Raw genomic sequence first — 16,068 nt, 5'->3', positions numbered from 1 at the left:
TAATTGTACTACTTATGAAAAACAATCTACTCGTCATTGCGCTTCTTGTTATAACCACAAGTGTTTATTCGCAGAGAAAAAGTGATTTGATTGCTGAAATAGACAATCTAAAATCAAAAATATCCGAAGTGGAACAAGAACTCGCTGTTGCAAAAAGGGAAATATCATCCAGTAATGCCGAAGCAGAGGCCTTGAAATCGGAAAACTTAACGCTTCGTGATGCAAATGCGACCCTGTTGGGCAACATGAGCAATTTTTCACAGCTATCTAAACAAAACTCGGACAACGTGGATCGTGCCATGGCTGCTCTTGCCAGAAAAGAAAGACAATTGAGCGGAATTAATGATATGATTTCTGCAAACGACTCTACCGCTATTGTTTCTCTCACGCGAATAAAACAGACCTTGGGGGAAAATGCCAAAGTAAGTGTCGAAGGTGGCGTAGTGGTCATCAGTAATAGCTTGAATACGCTTTTTGGTTCGGACACCTCTGATAAATTGACGGAAGAAGGCAAAACGTGGTTGGCCGGTGTGGCAGATATTATCAAATCCAATCCAAGTTTTAAGGCCGAAGTAGAAGGATTGAACATTACCGGTGAATTTGGCTCTACCTATGACCAAGTGGCTTCTGTGGCCTCTGAACTCGTGACCAATTTGGAAGTTCCTGCCCAAAACATAGGCATTTCCGCCAAGGATGGTAATTTTAAAGAGGGAATCAACATAAGACTGCAACCCGATTACAAAGGTTTTTACGCTAAGGCCAAAGAAAGTGCTAAAGCGACCCAATAACCTTTAGTCAAAAATACTTTTTACAATTTTGATGCGTTCTTGGTAGTGTAAAATCAATAAAAAACCAGACTACCTTATGAGTGGAGATCAAATACTTCAGTTATTCGCTTATTTAATGCCGGCCGTTGTAACGGGTGCCGTGGCCTTTTACTTTTTTAGATTGCATACCCGAAACGAAGATGGGCGCAGACGATTTTTGTTGCACAAAGATTCCCAAAAGGAAACTTTGCCCATACGTTTGCAAGCGTATGAGCGCATGGCCCTATTTTTGGAACGCATTGCACTTAACAGCCTAGTGGTACGTGTAGCGCCGACCAGTAAAAATAAGGGTGATTACGAAAACTTGCTCATAAAACAGATTGAAACCGAGTTCGAGCATAACTTATCCCAACAAATTTACATGTCGGATGCTTGTTGGAACATTATCAAAACGGCGAAGAACACTACCATACAGATTATTCGTTCCGCTGGAATGAGTACAACTGAATCTCCGGATAAATTACGAGAAGACATCCTAAATCAGACCATGGAAAAGGAATCACCTTCCAATGCAGCCTTGGCCTATGTTAAAAAAGAGGTGAGCGACCTTTGGAAATAAATTATTCCTGTTTTTCAGGTTCTATAGGACTTGTTTCGTCATTCTTGTTCTTGGCATACAGATAACCGCGTTTCCACCACAAGGTCATACGTTCTTTATTGAAAATCAATGAGTTTGTGGTGAGAACCGTTGGCGTATAGTAAAAATTGATGATGGCATTCTTCTGGTTGGCCACCAACTTCCCGATACGCACATTTTGGTTCTCGATACGATCCAACATAAACCCAAAAATGGTAGTAATCAAATCAAAAGGGTTTTTAGATGACATGCGGTTCAAGTGGTTTACCTCGGTATGAAGTACTACAACATCCACTTCCGTAGCGCCACGTAACAAAGCCTCCTCAATCGGTACTAGAGTACCAAGCCCTCCGTCCGCATATTCGCAGCCATCTTTCTTTACTAAACTCATAAATGGAGTGTAATTGGATGAAATCCATATCCAGTCACAGAACTCATCGTAGGTACAATCATTAATGGATTTGTACTCCACCTGATTCAGCGATAAATTTGATACCGTCACCACAACATCCACCTTGCTTTTTTTAAGCTTATTGAATTCTTGGACGGTAATGGAGCTACGAATCAATTTTCTGAGGTTTTCGCTTTCCCCAAAAGTTTTTTTACCCTTGATAAAATTTTTGATCACGTTCCAATGGTTGATGGCAATGGTCTCTACCCCGTGTTTTTTCTTGATGATAAATGGACAATTATTGAAGATACTGTCCTGATTAACATTTGAATAGATATGTTTGATCTTATCCAATTTGTTCAGCGCCAAATGGGATATCAAAAGGCTTCCTGTGGATGTTCCAACGAACAGGTCATAATCATGTTTGGCCTCTTGAATCAAAAATTGGGCAACGCCGCCCGCAAAGGCACCTTTGCTACCTCCTCCCGAAATGACCAATGCCCTCATTCACCTAAAGTTTTCTCCAAATATTGCTTTTCTTCCTGACTTAACAAAGGGTAAAGTCCCTTAATGCGGGCAGTATTCCCTTCGGACTGTAGAAAGTCGCCCAAAATGGTACGGGCCGATTTTTTAAAGTGCCACACGTGATGATTGCACGCATCCACAAGGTTTTTGAGCACGATATCGGTAAAGCCACCAATATTTTTAAGGTACTCAAAAGCTATCAAACGGGTCTCAAAATGATGTTCCGCACCTGTGTAACCGCTCAATTCGTCAAAATACAGCGCCTTTGAATCGGGATTATATTCAGGAGTGACCAAAGCCAGGGTCAACCAAAGCAATCGAATATTCTTATTTGGAAAACCTGTGATACCATCGGTTTCATTTAGGTATTTGCTCCTGTTTTGAGGAAAATCCGTCCATAATCGATATAAAGCAGCCTCTTTGGTGATATAGCTTTTGTCCTTTAAAAGGCTTTCCATCTGCATTTGTAGCTCTGTTGGAATTTTGTCTTGGGAGAGGATTGTGGCCTGCCTTGTCTTTAGATCTCCAGACTGAAGGGTAGTGCCCAAAAAATCGGCCGACAACTTGTCCCCATAATCCAAAACAAGGTTTTCCTTTAATTGACGGGATTTTAATTTTCTCCAATTGCGCTTTAATAGTGCTTCGGCCTTGTCGGGTTGCTCCGCTATCTGTTTTTTAAGCTCAAAATACATTTTGATGGATGCATTCTTTTCCTGCAAAAATGAAACTACCTGATTATAGGGGAAATCTGGGTTCTGTAGCCACAGCTTTTCAAAATCCCCAAGATTATCGTTCGCTGTTTTTTCAATTTCCGCTATAAAATTGGGAATGGTCACGTTCTTAAATGCGTATTTGTCTAGGTAGTTTTGAACCCCTTTTTTAAAGACCGTCTCTCCTACCCTGTCTTGAAGCATCACCAAGGCCCATGCACCTTTTTCGTAGAAGGTTAAGCTACCTGCTCCAGAATTTCGCAAAGCTTCGCCCTGATCATCCTCGGAAAAGTTCCGCAGCGCTTGTGCGGTCTTTAACAAATGCCAATAAAAATAGTCGTCTCCAAAAATATCCTTTTCTGCCAAGTAGGCATAATACGTGGCAAAACCTTCGTGCAACCAATGGTGCTCGCTACTGGTTTCCGTGACCAGATTGCCAAACCATTGGTGGGCCAATTCATGCGCATTGATGTTCACGTAATTCTTGTCCACAAAAGCCGTGGAATCTATTACATATTGATTGGAAAATATGGTGCAGGTAGTGTTTTCCATCCCTGCGTAGAGAAAATCCTGAACGGGCACCTGCTTGTAGTTCTGCCACGGATACGGAATGCCGATTTCAGTTTCCAAAAAGTCAAAAATATGCGCGGTATATCGGTAAGTGGGCTCCACTTTTGCAAAATCCGTAGGTTCGTAGTACAGCTCAATGGGAACTCCCGAAGAGGATTCAATCGTTTTTTTGTTGTAGTCGCCAATGGCAAAACCGACGAGATAGCTGCTCATGGGCTCTTCCATATCAAACTGCCATAAATATCCATCGGAATCGGGCAGGGCTTCTTTTTTTACAAGATTTCCATTGGCGATTACCGTATAATCCTCCTTCAAAAGAATATCAAGGTCAAACTCCACCTTTTCGGTCATGTCATCAAAACTGGGCAGCCAATGACTGGTATATTTTCCCTGACCTTGGGTCCAAACCTGCTCGTTGTTCCTGACCCCATCATCCCATCCTAAAAAATATACCGTTTGTTTTGGTTTGGCCACATAATCTATGGAGACAATGTGATTCTCCCCCATTTTCATCTCCTTTTTGATGGTGATTTTCTTTCCGTTGTAATCGTAATCAGTTTTGATTCCATCAAGAGAGACCATTGAAAAGTCAATATTTACGGCATCCAAAAAAATGGAATCTACGTCCTCTATCACTTTGAATTGATAGGCAACCTTACCACTGATGCGGTTTTCGGAAGGTGTAGGTTCAATGAGTACATCGGCACGGACAAAGTCCACTTTATCCTGAATTTGGGCGGACAAGAACTGTGCGAACAAGAAAAAAATAACTATGGGGCTCAGCTTCATACCATCATCTTATCAAAAGTCCTTCCAAATTACATATTTTAGTTCGATGAATCCCAATTTTCTGCAAACTCCCATAGCATATTTAAAGGGTGTTGGCCCTAACCGAGCCGATATTTTAAAGGCCGAATTGGGCATTGAGACCTTTAGGGACCTGCTACACCTGTTCCCCAACCGATATTTGGACAGGACGAGTTACTATAAGATCAGTCAACTACAGCCCAGTGGCGCCGATGTACAGGTAGTGGGCAAAATTGTTCATATAAAAATGGTAGAACAAAAGCGTGGCAAGCGTTTGGTGGCCACTTTTATGGATGAAACAGGGCAGATGGAGCTTGTCTGGTTCCGAGGTCACAAATGGATCAAGGAAAATCTTAAATTGAACGAACCCTACGTGGTCTTTGGACGGGTCAACAAATATGGAGGCACCTACTCGATGCCCCATCCCGAAATGGAGACTTTGCAAAAGCATCAACAGGGATTAAAAATGGTGATGCAGCCCATCTACCCCTCAACAGAAAAATTGGGAAATTTTGGCATCACCAACAGAGTTTTGGGTAAAATGATCCAACAATTGTTCTTGGAATGCAAGGGCAAGTTCCAAGAATCGTTATCCCCCACCATTTTGGAAGAATTAAAATTGATTTCGAAGAGTTCCGCTCTTTTCAACATTCACTTTCCGAAGAATCAAGAATTATTGGCCAAGGCTCAGTTTCGTTTAAAGTTTGAGGAACTATTTTTTGTGCAATTGCGATTGATCTCCCAAAATTTACAGCGCAAGCAAAAAATAAAAGGGATGCCTTTTGAAGCCGTGGGCGAAAAGTTTACCGAATTCTTTGAAAACCACCTGCCTTTTGAACTGACCAACGCCCAAAAACGGGTAATAAAGGAAATCCGCAACGATTTGGGCAGCAATGCCCAGATGAACCGACTTTTACAGGGAGATGTAGGTTCAGGAAAAACCATTGTGGCATTGATGTGCATGCTTTTGGCCATCGACAATGGTTTCCAAACCTGTTTGATGGCTCCTACCGAGATCTTGGCAACCCAGCACTACAACGGGCTCAAGGAACTCTTGGAAAACATGGACGTTAAAATTGCGCTCTTGACAGGTTCCACAAAAAAATCTGAACGGACTTTGATTCACAATCAACTGGAAAATGGAAACCTGAATATTTTGGTGGGCACCCATGCTGTTTTGGAGGACAAAGTCCAGTTCAAAAATCTAGGTTTGGCCATTGTGGACGAGCAGCACCGTTTTGGTGTAGCGCAGCGGTCAAAGTTGTGGCATAAAAATCAGACGCCACCTCACATTTTGGTGATGACGGCTACGCCTATCCCAAGAACGTTAGCCATGAGCCTGTATGGCGATCTTGATATCTCTGTAATTGATGAGCTACCGCCTGGCCGTAAACCCATCAAAACAGTCCATAGGTTCGACAGTAACCGTTTGAAAGTATTTCGGTTTATCAAAGATGAGATTAAAAAAGGGAGGCAGATCTATATTGTCTATCCACTGATTCAAGAATCTGAAGCTTTGGATTACAAGGACTTAATGGATGGATATGAAAGTATTGCCCGTGATTTTCCACAGCCCGAGTATCAAATCTCCATTGTGCACGGCCAAATGAAACCTGGCGACAAAGATTATGAAATGGAACGCTTCGTTAAAGGAGAAACACAGATTATGATTGCCACTACGGTAATCGAGGTTGGTGTCAACGTACCGAACGCCTCCGTAATGATCATTGAGAGTGCCGAGCGGTTTGGCCTATCCCAGTTGCACCAGCTTCGTGGGCGTGTTGGGCGAGGTGCGGAACAAAGTTTTTGCATTTTGATGACTGGCCATAAATTATCAGAAGATGCCAAGACCCGTTTACAGACCATGGTGCATACCAACGACGGTTTTGAGATTGCGGAGGTGGATCTTAAACTGAGAGGGCCAGGCGATTTAATGGGCACACAACAGAGCGGCATGTTGAACCTTAAGATTGCCGATATTGTAAAGGATAATCAAATCCTGAAGACGGCCCGTTACTATGCCATCCAATTGCTGAAAGACGATCCAAGACTGGAAAAAGCAGAAAATGCGCCTATTTTAAATGCCTATTCCAAAATGATGGCCAACAAAACCATTTGGAATTATATTAGTTAGCAGCGATTTAGGTTTGTAATTGCAAGATGATACGATTCTCCAAGCTTCTTTGTTATAAATTGAAAATCAACACTTACCATTTGTTAACTTTAAAAATAACCCATTGAAATTGCGGTTGAACATCGTAATTTTACAACTAACCGAAAATCGGTTTACACACAAATTTTAACTTTGTAGGCTTACAAATTATTGAAGACACAATGAGCAAGACACTTTTTGATAAAGTTTGGGATTCCCACGTGGTGAAGCATATTGAAAATGGTCCAGATGTACTCTTTATTGACAGGCATTTGGTCCACGAAGTAACGAGTCCCGTAGCTTTTTTAGGATTAAAGAACAGAGGAATAAAAGTATTGTATCCAGAGCGCACCTTTGCGACCGCAGACCACAATACTCCTACCCGCAACCAGCACTTGCCCGTTAAGGACCCCTTGTCCGCCAATCAGTTAAAGGCTCTGGAAGAAAACGCCAACGCCCACAACATACCCTATTGGGGACTTGGACATAGGAAAAACGGCATTGTGCACGTAATTGGTCCAGAAAACGGAATTACCGTACCTGGGGCCACCATTGTTTGTGGCGATTCCCACACCTCCACGCACGGTGCCTTTGGTGCCATCGCTTTTGGTATCGGTACCAGTGAAGTGGAAATGGTACTCTCCACCCAATGCATTATGCAGCCCAAACCAAAGAGTATGCGGATCAATGTAAATGGGGAATTGAGCGAAGCAGTTACCCCGAAAGATGTAGCGCTCTTCATTATTTCCAAATTGTCCACCTCTGGTGCAACTGGGTACTTTGCCGAATATGCAGGCGATGTCTTTAAAAATATGTCGATGGAAGGCCGTATGACCGTTTGCAACCTCAGTATTGAAATGGGTGCCCGTGGCGGTATGATCGCTCCAGACGAAACCACGTTTGAATACATCAAAGGAAGGGAATATACCCCGAAAGGCAAAGATTGGGACGCTGCCATGGAATACTGGAGCACACTCTATTCTGATAATGATGCCGAGTTTGATAAAGAGGTGACTTTTGATGCCAGTGAGATAGAACCGATGATCACTTTCGGTACCAACCCTGGAATGGGCATCGGTATCAGCAAGGACATTCCTTTGGCGGAAAGCATCGACGGTTCTCCAGCTACTTACAAAAAATCCTTGGAATACATGGATTACAACGAAGGTGAGGCCATGGTGGGCAAACCTATCGATTTTGTGTTCCTCGGAAGCTGTACCAATGGTAGAATTGAAGATTTTAGAGCTTTTGCCTCTATCATAAAAGGAAGGAAAAAAGCGGACAACGTGACCGCTTGGTTGGTTCCTGGATCTCACAAAGTGGAAGAGGCTATCAAGGAGGAAGGCATCTTGGATATTTTGACCGAAGCTGGTTTTGAATTGAGAGAGCCTGGCTGTTCCGCCTGTTTGGCCATGAACGACGATAAGATTCCCGCTGGGAAATATGCGGTAAGTACCTCCAACAGGAATTTTGAGGGAAGACAAGGACCAGGAGCCCGTACCTTATTGGCAAGTCCATTGGTGGCAGCTGCTGCAGCCGTTACTGGAAAAGTGACCGACCCAAGAGAATTGATGCACGAAGAAATATTGGCGTAACAATAAACACTGCACAATTAGCAATGAACAAATCCATTGGTAATTGATAATTGACAACTGAAAATTGAAATAAAAATGGCTTACGATAAATTCAACATACTAACTAGTTCCGCGGTACCATTGCCCATAGAGAATGTGGATACCGATCAAATCATTCCCGCACGATTCCTAAAAGCTACCGAGCGTAAAGGGTTTGGAGACAATTTGTTCCGTGACTGGAGATATAATTCCGATGGCACGCCAAAAGAGCAATTCGTACTGAACAATCCTATCTACTCAGGAAAGATTTTGGTAGGTGGCAAAAACTTTGGCTCAGGTTCCTCTCGAGAACATGCAGCTTGGGCGGTATACGACTACGGATTCCGCTGTGTGGTATCCAGCTTTTTTGCAGATATTTTTAGGGGAAACTGTCTAAATATCGGAGTTCTTCCCGTTCAGGTGAGTCCCGAGTTCTTGGACAAAATCTTCAAGGCCATCGAAGCCAACCCAAAAACCGAGTTGGAAGTGAACCTTCCCGAGGAAAAAATCACCATTTTGGCCACTGGCGAAAGTGAAGGTTTCGACATCAACAATTACAAAAAACAGAATATGCTCAATGGTTTTGATGATATCGACTACTTGTTGAACATTCAGAAAGACATTGAGAAATACGCGGAAAGCACGCCTTTATAATCCATTGCTCGGAACACTACGGCACACAAAATGAAAACACGCACCATAGAAATCATGGACACCACCCTGCGGGATGGTGAACAAACCTCTGGGGTTTCCTTTTCGGCTTCGGAAAAGCTCACCTTGGCAAAGCTTTTATTGGAAGAGCTCAAAGTAGACCGTATCGAAGTTGCCTCTGCCCGCGTTTCCGAAGGGGAACTGGAAGCTGTGAGAAAGATAACCGATTGGGCCGCTACAGAAGGTTATATTTCCAAAGTGGAAGTGCTGACTTTTGTGGACAATGGCGTATCGCTCAAATGGATGCAAAAGGCAGGTGCAAAGGTTCAGAACCTACTCACAAAAGGCTCATTGAACCATTTAATCCATCAACTCAAAAAGACTCCAGAACAGCATTTTACAGAAATTGAAAAGGTAGTTTCCGAAGGAAACAAATTAGGCATAGACACCAATGTATATTTAGAGGATTGGAGCAACGGAATGCGCAATTCCAAGGACTACGTTTTTCAGTTTTTGGACTTCCTGACCCAACAACCCATTAAACGAATTTTGCTTCCAGACACTTTGGGTGTATTGACCCATACCGAAACTGGAGCATTTTTCAAGGAAATCATTGAAAGGTATCCAAATACTCATTTTGATTTTCACGGTCACAATGATTACGACCTTAGCGTGGCCAATGTAATGGAAGCCCTAAGAGCTGGTGCCCACGGATTGCACCTCACGGTAAATGGTATGGGCGAACGCGCTGGCAACGCACCTTTGGCAAGCGCTGTGGCCGTTATCAACGACTTTTTACCCGAAATCAAGATTGGAGTTAAGGAATCATCGCTTTACAAAGTAAGTAAATTGGTGTCCGCCTTTACGGGTTTCAGCATACCTGACAACAAACCTATTGTTGGAGATAATGTATTTACCCAAACTGCTGGAATACATGCGGATGGAGACAGTAAAAAGAATCTTTACTTTAATGATTTATTACCTGAACGTTTTGGTAGGAAACGCAAATATGCGCTGGGCAAAACATCGGGAAAAGCAAACATTCAAAAGAATCTTCAAGAACTTGGGTTGACCTTGAACGATGACGAACTGAAAAAAGTCACGGAACGCATCATTGAGCTTGGGGACAAAAAAGAACGAGTCACAAAAGACGACCTGCCCTACATCATTTCCGATGTACTTGACAGCAACCTGCATCAGCAAAAGGTTTTTGTGAAATCATACGTTTTAACGCATTCCAAAGGACTAAAACCCTCCACTACCCTTTCCATAGAAATTGAAGGTAAAATCTATGAGGAAAATGCCCAAGGCGATGGTCAATTTGATGCCTTCATCAACGCCTTGAAAAAAGTGTACAAAAAAGAAGGTAGAGAATTGCCCAAACTAGTGGACTATGCGGTGCGTATTCCCCCAGGCAGTAATTCCGACGCCCTTTGCGAGACCGTGATCACTTGGCAGACCAAGGAAAAAGACTTTACCACCCGCGGACTCGATTCGGACCAAACGGTATCTGCCATAAAAGCCACGGAAAAAATGTTGAATTTGGTATAACAGACTTTGATAATTGTTTATTGATAACTGATAATTGATATAATGAAACTAAACATAGCACTCTTGGCCGGAGATGGAATTGGCCCCGAAGTAATTGATCAAGCCGTAAAAGTATCTGACGCTGTAGCTGCAAAGTTCGGTCACGAAATTAGCTGGACCCCTGCCCTAACCGGTGCTGCAGCCATTGATGCGGTTGGCGAACCTTACCCGGACAAAACCCACGAAGCCTGTGTTGCTGCCGATGCCGTCCTTTTTGGAGCCATTGGCCACCCGAGATTTGACAATGACCCTTCTGCCAAGGTACGTCCCGAGCAAGGTTTGTTGAAAATGCGCCAAAAACTGGGGTTGTTCGCCAATGTACGTCCGACCTTTACTTTTCCATCTTTGATAGATAAATCGCCATTGAAAAGAGAGCGCATCGAAGGAACGGATTTGGTATTCCTACGTGAACTTACAGGAGGTATCTACTTTGGAAAAAGAGGTCGTGAGGACAATGACAATACTGCTTACGATACCTGCACCTACACGCGTGCAGAAGTGGAACGTTTGGCTAGAAAAGGTTTTGAAATGGCCATGCAGCGATCCAAAAAACTTTGTTGTGTGGACAAGGCCAACGTTCTGGAAACTTCGCGTTTATGGAGAGAAACCGTTCAGAAATTGGAAAAAGACTATCCAGAAGTGGAAGTATCCTATGAATTTGTGGATGCCGTAGCCATGCGTTTGGTACAATGGCCAAGTGCCTACGACGTTTTGATCACAGAAAACTTGTTCGGTGATATTTTAACGGATGAAGCTTCCGTGATTTCAGGATCTATGGGATTGATGCCATCAGCCTCTTTGGGGGAAAAGACTTCCTTGTTTGAACCCATTCATGGTTCTTACCCACAGGCTGCAGGAAAGGATATTGCCAACCCATTGGCCACCGTTTTATCCGCAGCAATGATGTTCGAAACGGCATTTGGACTTAAGGACGAAGCCGAAGCCATCCGTGAGGTCGTGAACAAATCATTGGCTGAAGGTGTGGTTACCGAAGATCTTGCCGATGGCGGGAAAGCATACAAGACCAGCGAAGTTGGTGATTGGTTGGCCAAGAATATTTAATCAACCCATATGAAAACCAAAAAAAAGCCCCGAAATTCGGGGCTTTTTTTTATTCTTGAAGTTTTCTTTTACAAAATATAGTCAGTACTCAAAAAGTTACTCACTTTAGCCTCCATCAATTGCTCTACCGTCTGTACGTTCAGGTTGTTGTCCTTGAATGCTACAAATGTTCGGATAGAGAATGAACGCAGGGCATCGTGTACGCTCAATGTGGACTGGGCAGAATCCTTTCTTCCCGTAAACGGATACACATCCGGGCCACGCTGGCAGGAACTGTTCAGGTTTACGCGGCACACCAAATTCGCCAATGTATCGATCAGCGGGGACAAGGTATACACATCCTTACCGAACAAGCTGACCTGCTGTCCGTAGTTTGATTCGGCCATATCATCCAAGGGCTCTTCAATATCCTGAAAGGAAAGTACAGGAATTATTGGCCCAAATTGCTCTTCTTGATAGACCCGCATATCCTTGGTTACAGGATAAAGCACTGCTGGCCATATGTAATTGTCAAAATGCTTCCCTCCTTTTTTGTTGATGATTTTGGCTCCTTTCGCCAAAGCATCATCCAACAACTCCTGAATGTAAGCAGGCTTATCGGGTTCAGGAAGTGGTGTCAGGCTAACGCCGTCGTCCCATGGATTACCGAATTTTAATCCATCGACTTTCTCCGCGAAATTCTTTAGGAATTTATCCTTGATTTCATCGTGAACGTAGACCACCTTTAACGCGGTACAACGCTGCCCATTAAACGACAAGGTACCCGAAATACACTCGTTGATGGTCAAATCCAATTCAGCATCGGGAAGTACAATGGCGGGGTTTTTGGCTTCCAAGCCCAAAACCAAACGCAATCTGTTGCTCTTGGGGTGTTGTTCTTGTAATGCATTCGCTGATTTACTGTTTCCTATCAAGGCCAGCACATCCACCTTTCCTGTTTGCATTATGGGGGCCGCTACGGTTCTTCCTCTACCGAAAAGTATATTCACCACTCCTTTTGGAAAACAGCTCTGAAAAGCTTCCAGAAGTGGCGTAATCAACAAAACTCCATGTTTTGCCGGCTTAAAAATGGTAGTATTCCCCATGATGATAGCGGGAATCAACAAAGCAAAAGTCTCATTCAGCGGATAGTTGTATGGCCCAAGGCACAACACCACTCCAAGGGGGCCCCTACGGATGTGGGCATAAACGCCATCATGCTTTTCAAATTTGGCATTATTGCGGTCCAATTGCTTATATTCCTCAATGGTGTCGTAAATATACTCAACGGTACGATCGAACTCCTTGTAAGAATCTGGCTTGGATTTTCCTATCTCCCACATCAAAAGCTTCACCACTTGTTCACGCTTTTGCTCCATTTTCTTCACGAAGGCTTCCATGCACTCAATACGGTCCTTCACTTTCATGGTTGGCCATAGCCCCTGCCCTTTGTCGTAGGCTGCCAAAGCGGCCTCCAAAGCATCCAAGGCCTCGGCTTCTCCCATGTCGGGGACACTTCCCAAAGTCGTTGGGGCATATTCCTCTGTGGATGATATGGTGGAGATTACAGGACTGGTATCCCCGTCCCATTTACGTAATTCTCCATTGACCAAATATGTTCTTTGATGAAGCTCTTCGGTAATTTGAAAAGCTTCCGGAATTTTGTTCTTTGTTGTTGCCATTAGTTGTTATTATTGATTCTTGTTGATTATAAATGGGTCGACCTTCCTGTACAAAGCTAACATAAAAACCTTTTTAAGGCCGGAGGATTTCATTCCATTGCTATAGAAACTGGCAGAAAACCAGGTTTGTAAAAACATGGATCGTAAATGTTAAGGGCATCACACCAAATACTGGAACAGGTCTGGTTTATTGTTGAGATAATCCCCAAAGAAATTATTGTCCTTCATCCGTTGGATCAAAGGAGCCAAGTCATCGGGAGATTTTAGCTCCACCCCAACTATGGCAGGTGCATTTTCCCTGCTCGACTTTTTTGAATATTCAAAATGTGTAATGTCGTCATTGGGGCCCAAAATATCCACCACAAATTCCTTTAACGCACCTGGGCGCTGTGGAAATCTCACAATAAAATAGTGCTTCAATTGGGCATACAGCAAGGCTCTTTCCTTGATTTCTGCCGTTCGGGTAATATCGTTGTTGCTTCCACTTACCACACAGACCACGTTCTTGCCCTTGATTTCTTCCTTGAAATAATCCAAAGCTGCAATCGTCAAAGCACCTGCGGGCTCCACCACGATGGCATCCCTATTGTAAAGGTCCAAGATGGTCTGGCACACTTTCCCTTCGGGAACGGTTATCATTTTATGAAGATATTCCCTGCAAATAGGATAGGTCAACGATCCCACTTTCTGAACCGCTGCACCATCGATAAACTTATCAATGTTTTCAAGCTCCACCAACGCTCCCTCTTCAATGGATTTCAACATGGAAGGTGCTCCTTCTGGCTCAACCCCTATTATTCTGGTGTTGGGAGACAAAGCCTGGAAGGTGCCACAAAGACCCGATGCCAATCCACCACCGCCAACGGCGACAAAAACATAATCAATGGGCTCGCTGGTTTGTTGCAGGATTTCCAAACCAACGGTAGCTTGGCCCTCGATGGTTTTTTCATCATCAAACGGATGGACAAAAGTTTTGCCTTCCTGCTCGCAGAACAATTCGGCTGCTTTTTTGGAATCGTCAAAGGTGTCTCCTTCAAGAACCACATCCACCCATTCCCCACCGAACATCGTGGTCTGGTCTATCTTCTGTTTTGGCGTGACCACAGGCATATAAATGGTTCCTTTTACCTGTAAATGACTACAGGCAAAGGCAACGCCCTGCGCGTGGTTCCCTGCGCTGGCACACACCACACCGTTGTCCAGTTGGTTTTGGCTTAATGAGCTTATCTTGTTGTACGCTCCGCGGATTTTGTAGCTGCGCACCCTGTGGAGGTCTTCCCGTTTAAGAAGAATGTTGGCCCCATGGGTTTTGGAATAGCGGATACTTTGCTGCATAGGCGTAACCTCCGCCACTTGGGCAATGGTCTTCGCTGCTTGATAAATATCCGCTATTTGCGGAAAGTAAGTTTCCACAGTTTCACTCATGGGGCCAATGGTTTTATGTTATCCGATTGGCTTCATGGCGGTCATTGATGCGCGCAACCTGGCACCAACCACCTCTACATTGTGCTCACGGATGGCTTTGTTCACCGCGATCAACCGTACGTTGTCCACGCCAGTGTCCTTGCCTTCGCCAAAGTGCTTGCCAATGATATCCGTGTCCACTTTTTTCATAAAATCGGTCAAAAGCGGTTTACACGCATGGTCGAACAAATAACAACCGTACTCTGCCGTATCGGAGATCACACGGTTCATTTCGAACAATTTCTTTCTCGCAATGGTATTTGCGATCAACGGTGTCTCGTGCAATGACTCATAATAGGCTGATTCGCCAATGATTCCAGATTCGGTCATGGTCTCATAGGCCAATTCCACCCCGGATTTTACAAAAGCGACCATCAAAACGCCATTGTCGTAGTATTCCTGCTCAGAGATTTCCATATCTCCCGCTGGAGTTTTTTCGAATGCAGTTTCTCCTGTGGCAGCTCTCCAATCCAACAGGTTTTTATCACCATTGTCCCAGTCTTCCATCATGGTTTTGGAGAAATGTCCGCTCATAATGTCATCCATATGTTTTTGGAACAACGGACGCATGATCACTTTCAATTCTTCTGCCAAATCAAATGCTTTGATCTTGGCAGGATTGGACAAACGGTCCATCATATTGGTGATACCTCCTTGCTTCAAACCTTCGGTGATGGTTTCCCATCCGTATTGGATCAATTTGGAAGCATAGGCTTTATCAACCCCTTTTTCAACCATTTTGTTGAAGGATAAGATGGATCCTGTTTGCAACAAACCACAAAGAATGGTCTGCTCGCCCATCAAATCTGATTTTACTTCCGCCACGAATGATGATTCAAGAACCCCTGCTTTATCCCCTCCAGTTGCTGCAGCATAAGCCTTGGCTTGTTCCAAACCTTTGCCCTCTGGGTCGTTTTCTGGGTGTACGGCAATCAGAGTTGGTACACCAAAACCTCTTTTGTACTCTTCACGCACCTCGGAACCAGGACTTTTTGGGGCCACCATGATCACGGTAAGGTCCTCACGTACCTGCATTCCTTCTTCCACAATATTGAAACCGTGCGAGTAGGACAACGTAGCTCCTTTTTTCATCAAAGGCATTACTGTGCCTACCACATTGGTGTGCTGCTTGTCGGGAGTAAGGTTGATGACCAAATCTGCAGTTGGAATCAAGTCCTCATAGGTTCCCACCACAAAATTGTTCTCTTTTGCGTTTTTAAAGGATTGTCTTTCCTCTTTGATAGCTGCTGGGCGAAGCGCGTACGAAATGTCCAATCCCGAGTCACGCATGTTCAGCCCTTGGTTCAACCCCTGGGCACCACACCCAACAATTACAATTTTCTTTCCTTTTAATGCGGTAACACCATCAGCAAATTCGCTGGAATCCATAAATCTACATTTTCCCAACTGTGTCAGTTGTTCGCGAAGTGATAGTGTGTTAAAGTAATTTGCCATTTTTAGTATTTGA

At 43.9% G+C, this 16,068-nt stretch carries 12 protein-coding genes; 7 read left to right on the top strand and 5 right to left on the bottom strand.

Going from position 1 to position 16,068, the window contains the following annotated elements:
- The first annotated feature begins 14 nt into the window (after positions 1-14).
- Both J0656_RS16575 and J0656_RS16570 read left to right on the top strand, forming a co-directional pair.
- Positions 15-788: a coiled-coil domain-containing protein gene (locus J0656_RS16575; RefSeq protein WP_207035923.1), complete on the top strand. Its 774-nt coding sequence runs from the start codon at positions 15-17 to the stop codon at positions 786-788.
- Positions 789-864: 76 nt separating this feature from the next.
- Positions 865-1,386 carry a DUF7935 family protein gene (locus J0656_RS16570; protein ID WP_207035921.1) on the top strand — a complete coding sequence of 174 codons (522 nt, stop codon included), beginning with the start codon at positions 865-867 and terminating at the stop codon, positions 1,384-1,386.
- Position 1,387: 1 nt separating this feature from the next.
- On the opposite strand, the gene J0656_RS16565 is transcribed toward J0656_RS16570, so the two are convergent.
- Both J0656_RS16565 and J0656_RS16560 read right to left on the bottom strand, forming a co-directional pair.
- A complete protein-coding gene (locus J0656_RS16565) occupies positions 1,388-2,302 on the bottom strand; it encodes a patatin-like phospholipase family protein (protein ID WP_207035919.1) in 915 nt (304 codons plus the stop codon).
- On the bottom strand, positions 2,299-4,389 hold the full coding sequence (locus tag J0656_RS16560) for a M1 family metallopeptidase (protein WP_207035917.1): 2,091 nt from the start codon (positions 4,387-4,389) through the stop codon (positions 2,299-2,301). The genes J0656_RS16565 and J0656_RS16560 overlap by 4 nt, the downstream gene beginning before the upstream one ends.
- Positions 4,390-4,435: 46 nt before the next feature.
- Here J0656_RS16560 and recG point away from each other — a divergent pair, with 46 nt between their 5' ends.
- From recG to leuB, 5 genes are all read left to right on the top strand, one after another.
- Positions 4,436-6,541, top strand: coding sequence for an ATP-dependent DNA helicase RecG (gene recG / locus J0656_RS16555; protein ID WP_207035914.1), 2,106 nt, complete (start codon positions 4,436-4,438; stop codon positions 6,539-6,541).
- A gap of 200 nt (positions 6,542-6,741) precedes the next feature.
- A complete protein-coding gene (leuC, locus tag J0656_RS16550) occupies positions 6,742-8,154 on the top strand; it encodes a 3-isopropylmalate dehydratase large subunit (RefSeq protein ID WP_207035912.1) in 1,413 nt (470 codons plus the stop codon).
- A 75-nt stretch (positions 8,155-8,229) separates the two neighbouring features.
- Positions 8,230-8,826 (top strand): 3-isopropylmalate dehydratase small subunit, encoded by a 597-nt coding sequence (gene leuD / locus J0656_RS16545; protein ID WP_207035910.1) that lies wholly within the window; start codon positions 8,230-8,232, stop codon positions 8,824-8,826.
- A 30-nt stretch (positions 8,827-8,856) separates the two neighbouring features.
- The gene (locus J0656_RS16540; RefSeq protein WP_207035908.1) at positions 8,857-10,374 is read left to right on the top strand and encodes a hydroxymethylglutaryl-CoA lyase-like TIM-barrel protein; all 1,518 of its coding nucleotides are present in this window, start codon (positions 8,857-8,859) and stop codon (positions 10,372-10,374) included.
- Between the two features lie 42 nt (positions 10,375-10,416).
- Positions 10,417-11,475: a 3-isopropylmalate dehydrogenase gene (gene leuB, locus J0656_RS16535; protein WP_207035906.1), complete on the top strand. Its 1,059-nt coding sequence runs from the start codon at positions 10,417-10,419 to the stop codon at positions 11,473-11,475.
- Between the two features lie 68 nt (positions 11,476-11,543).
- On the opposite strand, the gene J0656_RS16530 is transcribed toward leuB, so the two are convergent.
- The 3 genes from J0656_RS16530 to ilvC form a co-directional block, all read right to left on the bottom strand.
- A complete protein-coding gene (locus J0656_RS16530; RefSeq protein ID WP_207035904.1) occupies positions 11,544-13,136 on the bottom strand; it encodes an NADP-dependent glyceraldehyde-3-phosphate dehydrogenase in 1,593 nt (530 codons plus the stop codon).
- A 159-nt stretch (positions 13,137-13,295) separates the two neighbouring features.
- Positions 13,296-14,561: a threonine ammonia-lyase IlvA gene (gene ilvA / locus J0656_RS16525; RefSeq protein ID WP_207035902.1), complete on the bottom strand. Its 1,266-nt coding sequence runs from the start codon at positions 14,559-14,561 to the stop codon at positions 13,296-13,298.
- Between the two features lie 18 nt (positions 14,562-14,579).
- Positions 14,580-16,055, bottom strand: a complete 1,476-nt coding sequence (gene ilvC / locus J0656_RS16520) for a ketol-acid reductoisomerase (protein WP_207035900.1) — start codon at positions 16,053-16,055, stop codon at positions 14,580-14,582.
- Positions 16,056-16,068: the final 13 nt, after the last annotated feature.

Origin of the sequence: Flagellimonas aurea (assembly GCF_017313785.1) — a bacterium.
Lineage (GTDB): Bacteria > Bacteroidota > Bacteroidia > Flavobacteriales > Flavobacteriaceae > Flagellimonas > Flagellimonas aurea.
The sequence above is the reverse complement of the archived record's forward strand: the minus strand, read 5'-3'. Positions and strand labels throughout refer to the sequence as shown.

Bases quoted from the DNA above. Each gene is read 5' to 3' on its own strand.
- J0656_RS16575 (WP_207035923.1), top strand. From the start codon at position 15: ATGAAAAACAATCTACTCGTCATTGCGCTTCTTGTTATAACCACAAGT.
- J0656_RS16570 (WP_207035921.1), top strand. From the start codon at position 865: ATGAGTGGAGATCAAATACTTCAGTTATTCGCTTATTTAATGCCGGCC.
- J0656_RS16565 (WP_207035919.1), bottom strand. From the start codon at position 2,302: ATGAGGGCATTGGTCATTTCGGGAGGAGGTAGCAAAGGTGCCTTTGCG.
- J0656_RS16560 (WP_207035917.1), bottom strand. From the start codon at position 4,389: ATGAAGCTGAGCCCCATAGTTATTTTTTTCTTGTTCGCACAGTTCTTG.
- recG (WP_207035914.1), top strand. From the start codon at position 4,436: ATGAATCCCAATTTTCTGCAAACTCCCATAGCATATTTAAAGGGTGTT.
- leuC (WP_207035912.1), top strand. From the start codon at position 6,742: ATGAGCAAGACACTTTTTGATAAAGTTTGGGATTCCCACGTGGTGAAG.
- leuD (WP_207035910.1), top strand. From the start codon at position 8,230: ATGGCTTACGATAAATTCAACATACTAACTAGTTCCGCGGTACCATTG.
- J0656_RS16540 (WP_207035908.1), top strand. From the start codon at position 8,857: ATGAAAACACGCACCATAGAAATCATGGACACCACCCTGCGGGATGGT.
- leuB (WP_207035906.1), top strand. From the start codon at position 10,417: ATGAAACTAAACATAGCACTCTTGGCCGGAGATGGAATTGGCCCCGAA.
- J0656_RS16530 (WP_207035904.1), bottom strand. From the start codon at position 13,136: ATGGCAACAACAAAGAACAAAATTCCGGAAGCTTTTCAAATTACCGAA.
- ilvA (WP_207035902.1), bottom strand. From the start codon at position 14,561: ATGAGTGAAACTGTGGAAACTTACTTTCCGCAAATAGCGGATATTTAT.
- ilvC (WP_207035900.1), bottom strand. From the start codon at position 16,055: ATGGCAAATTACTTTAACACACTATCACTTCGCGAACAACTGACACAG.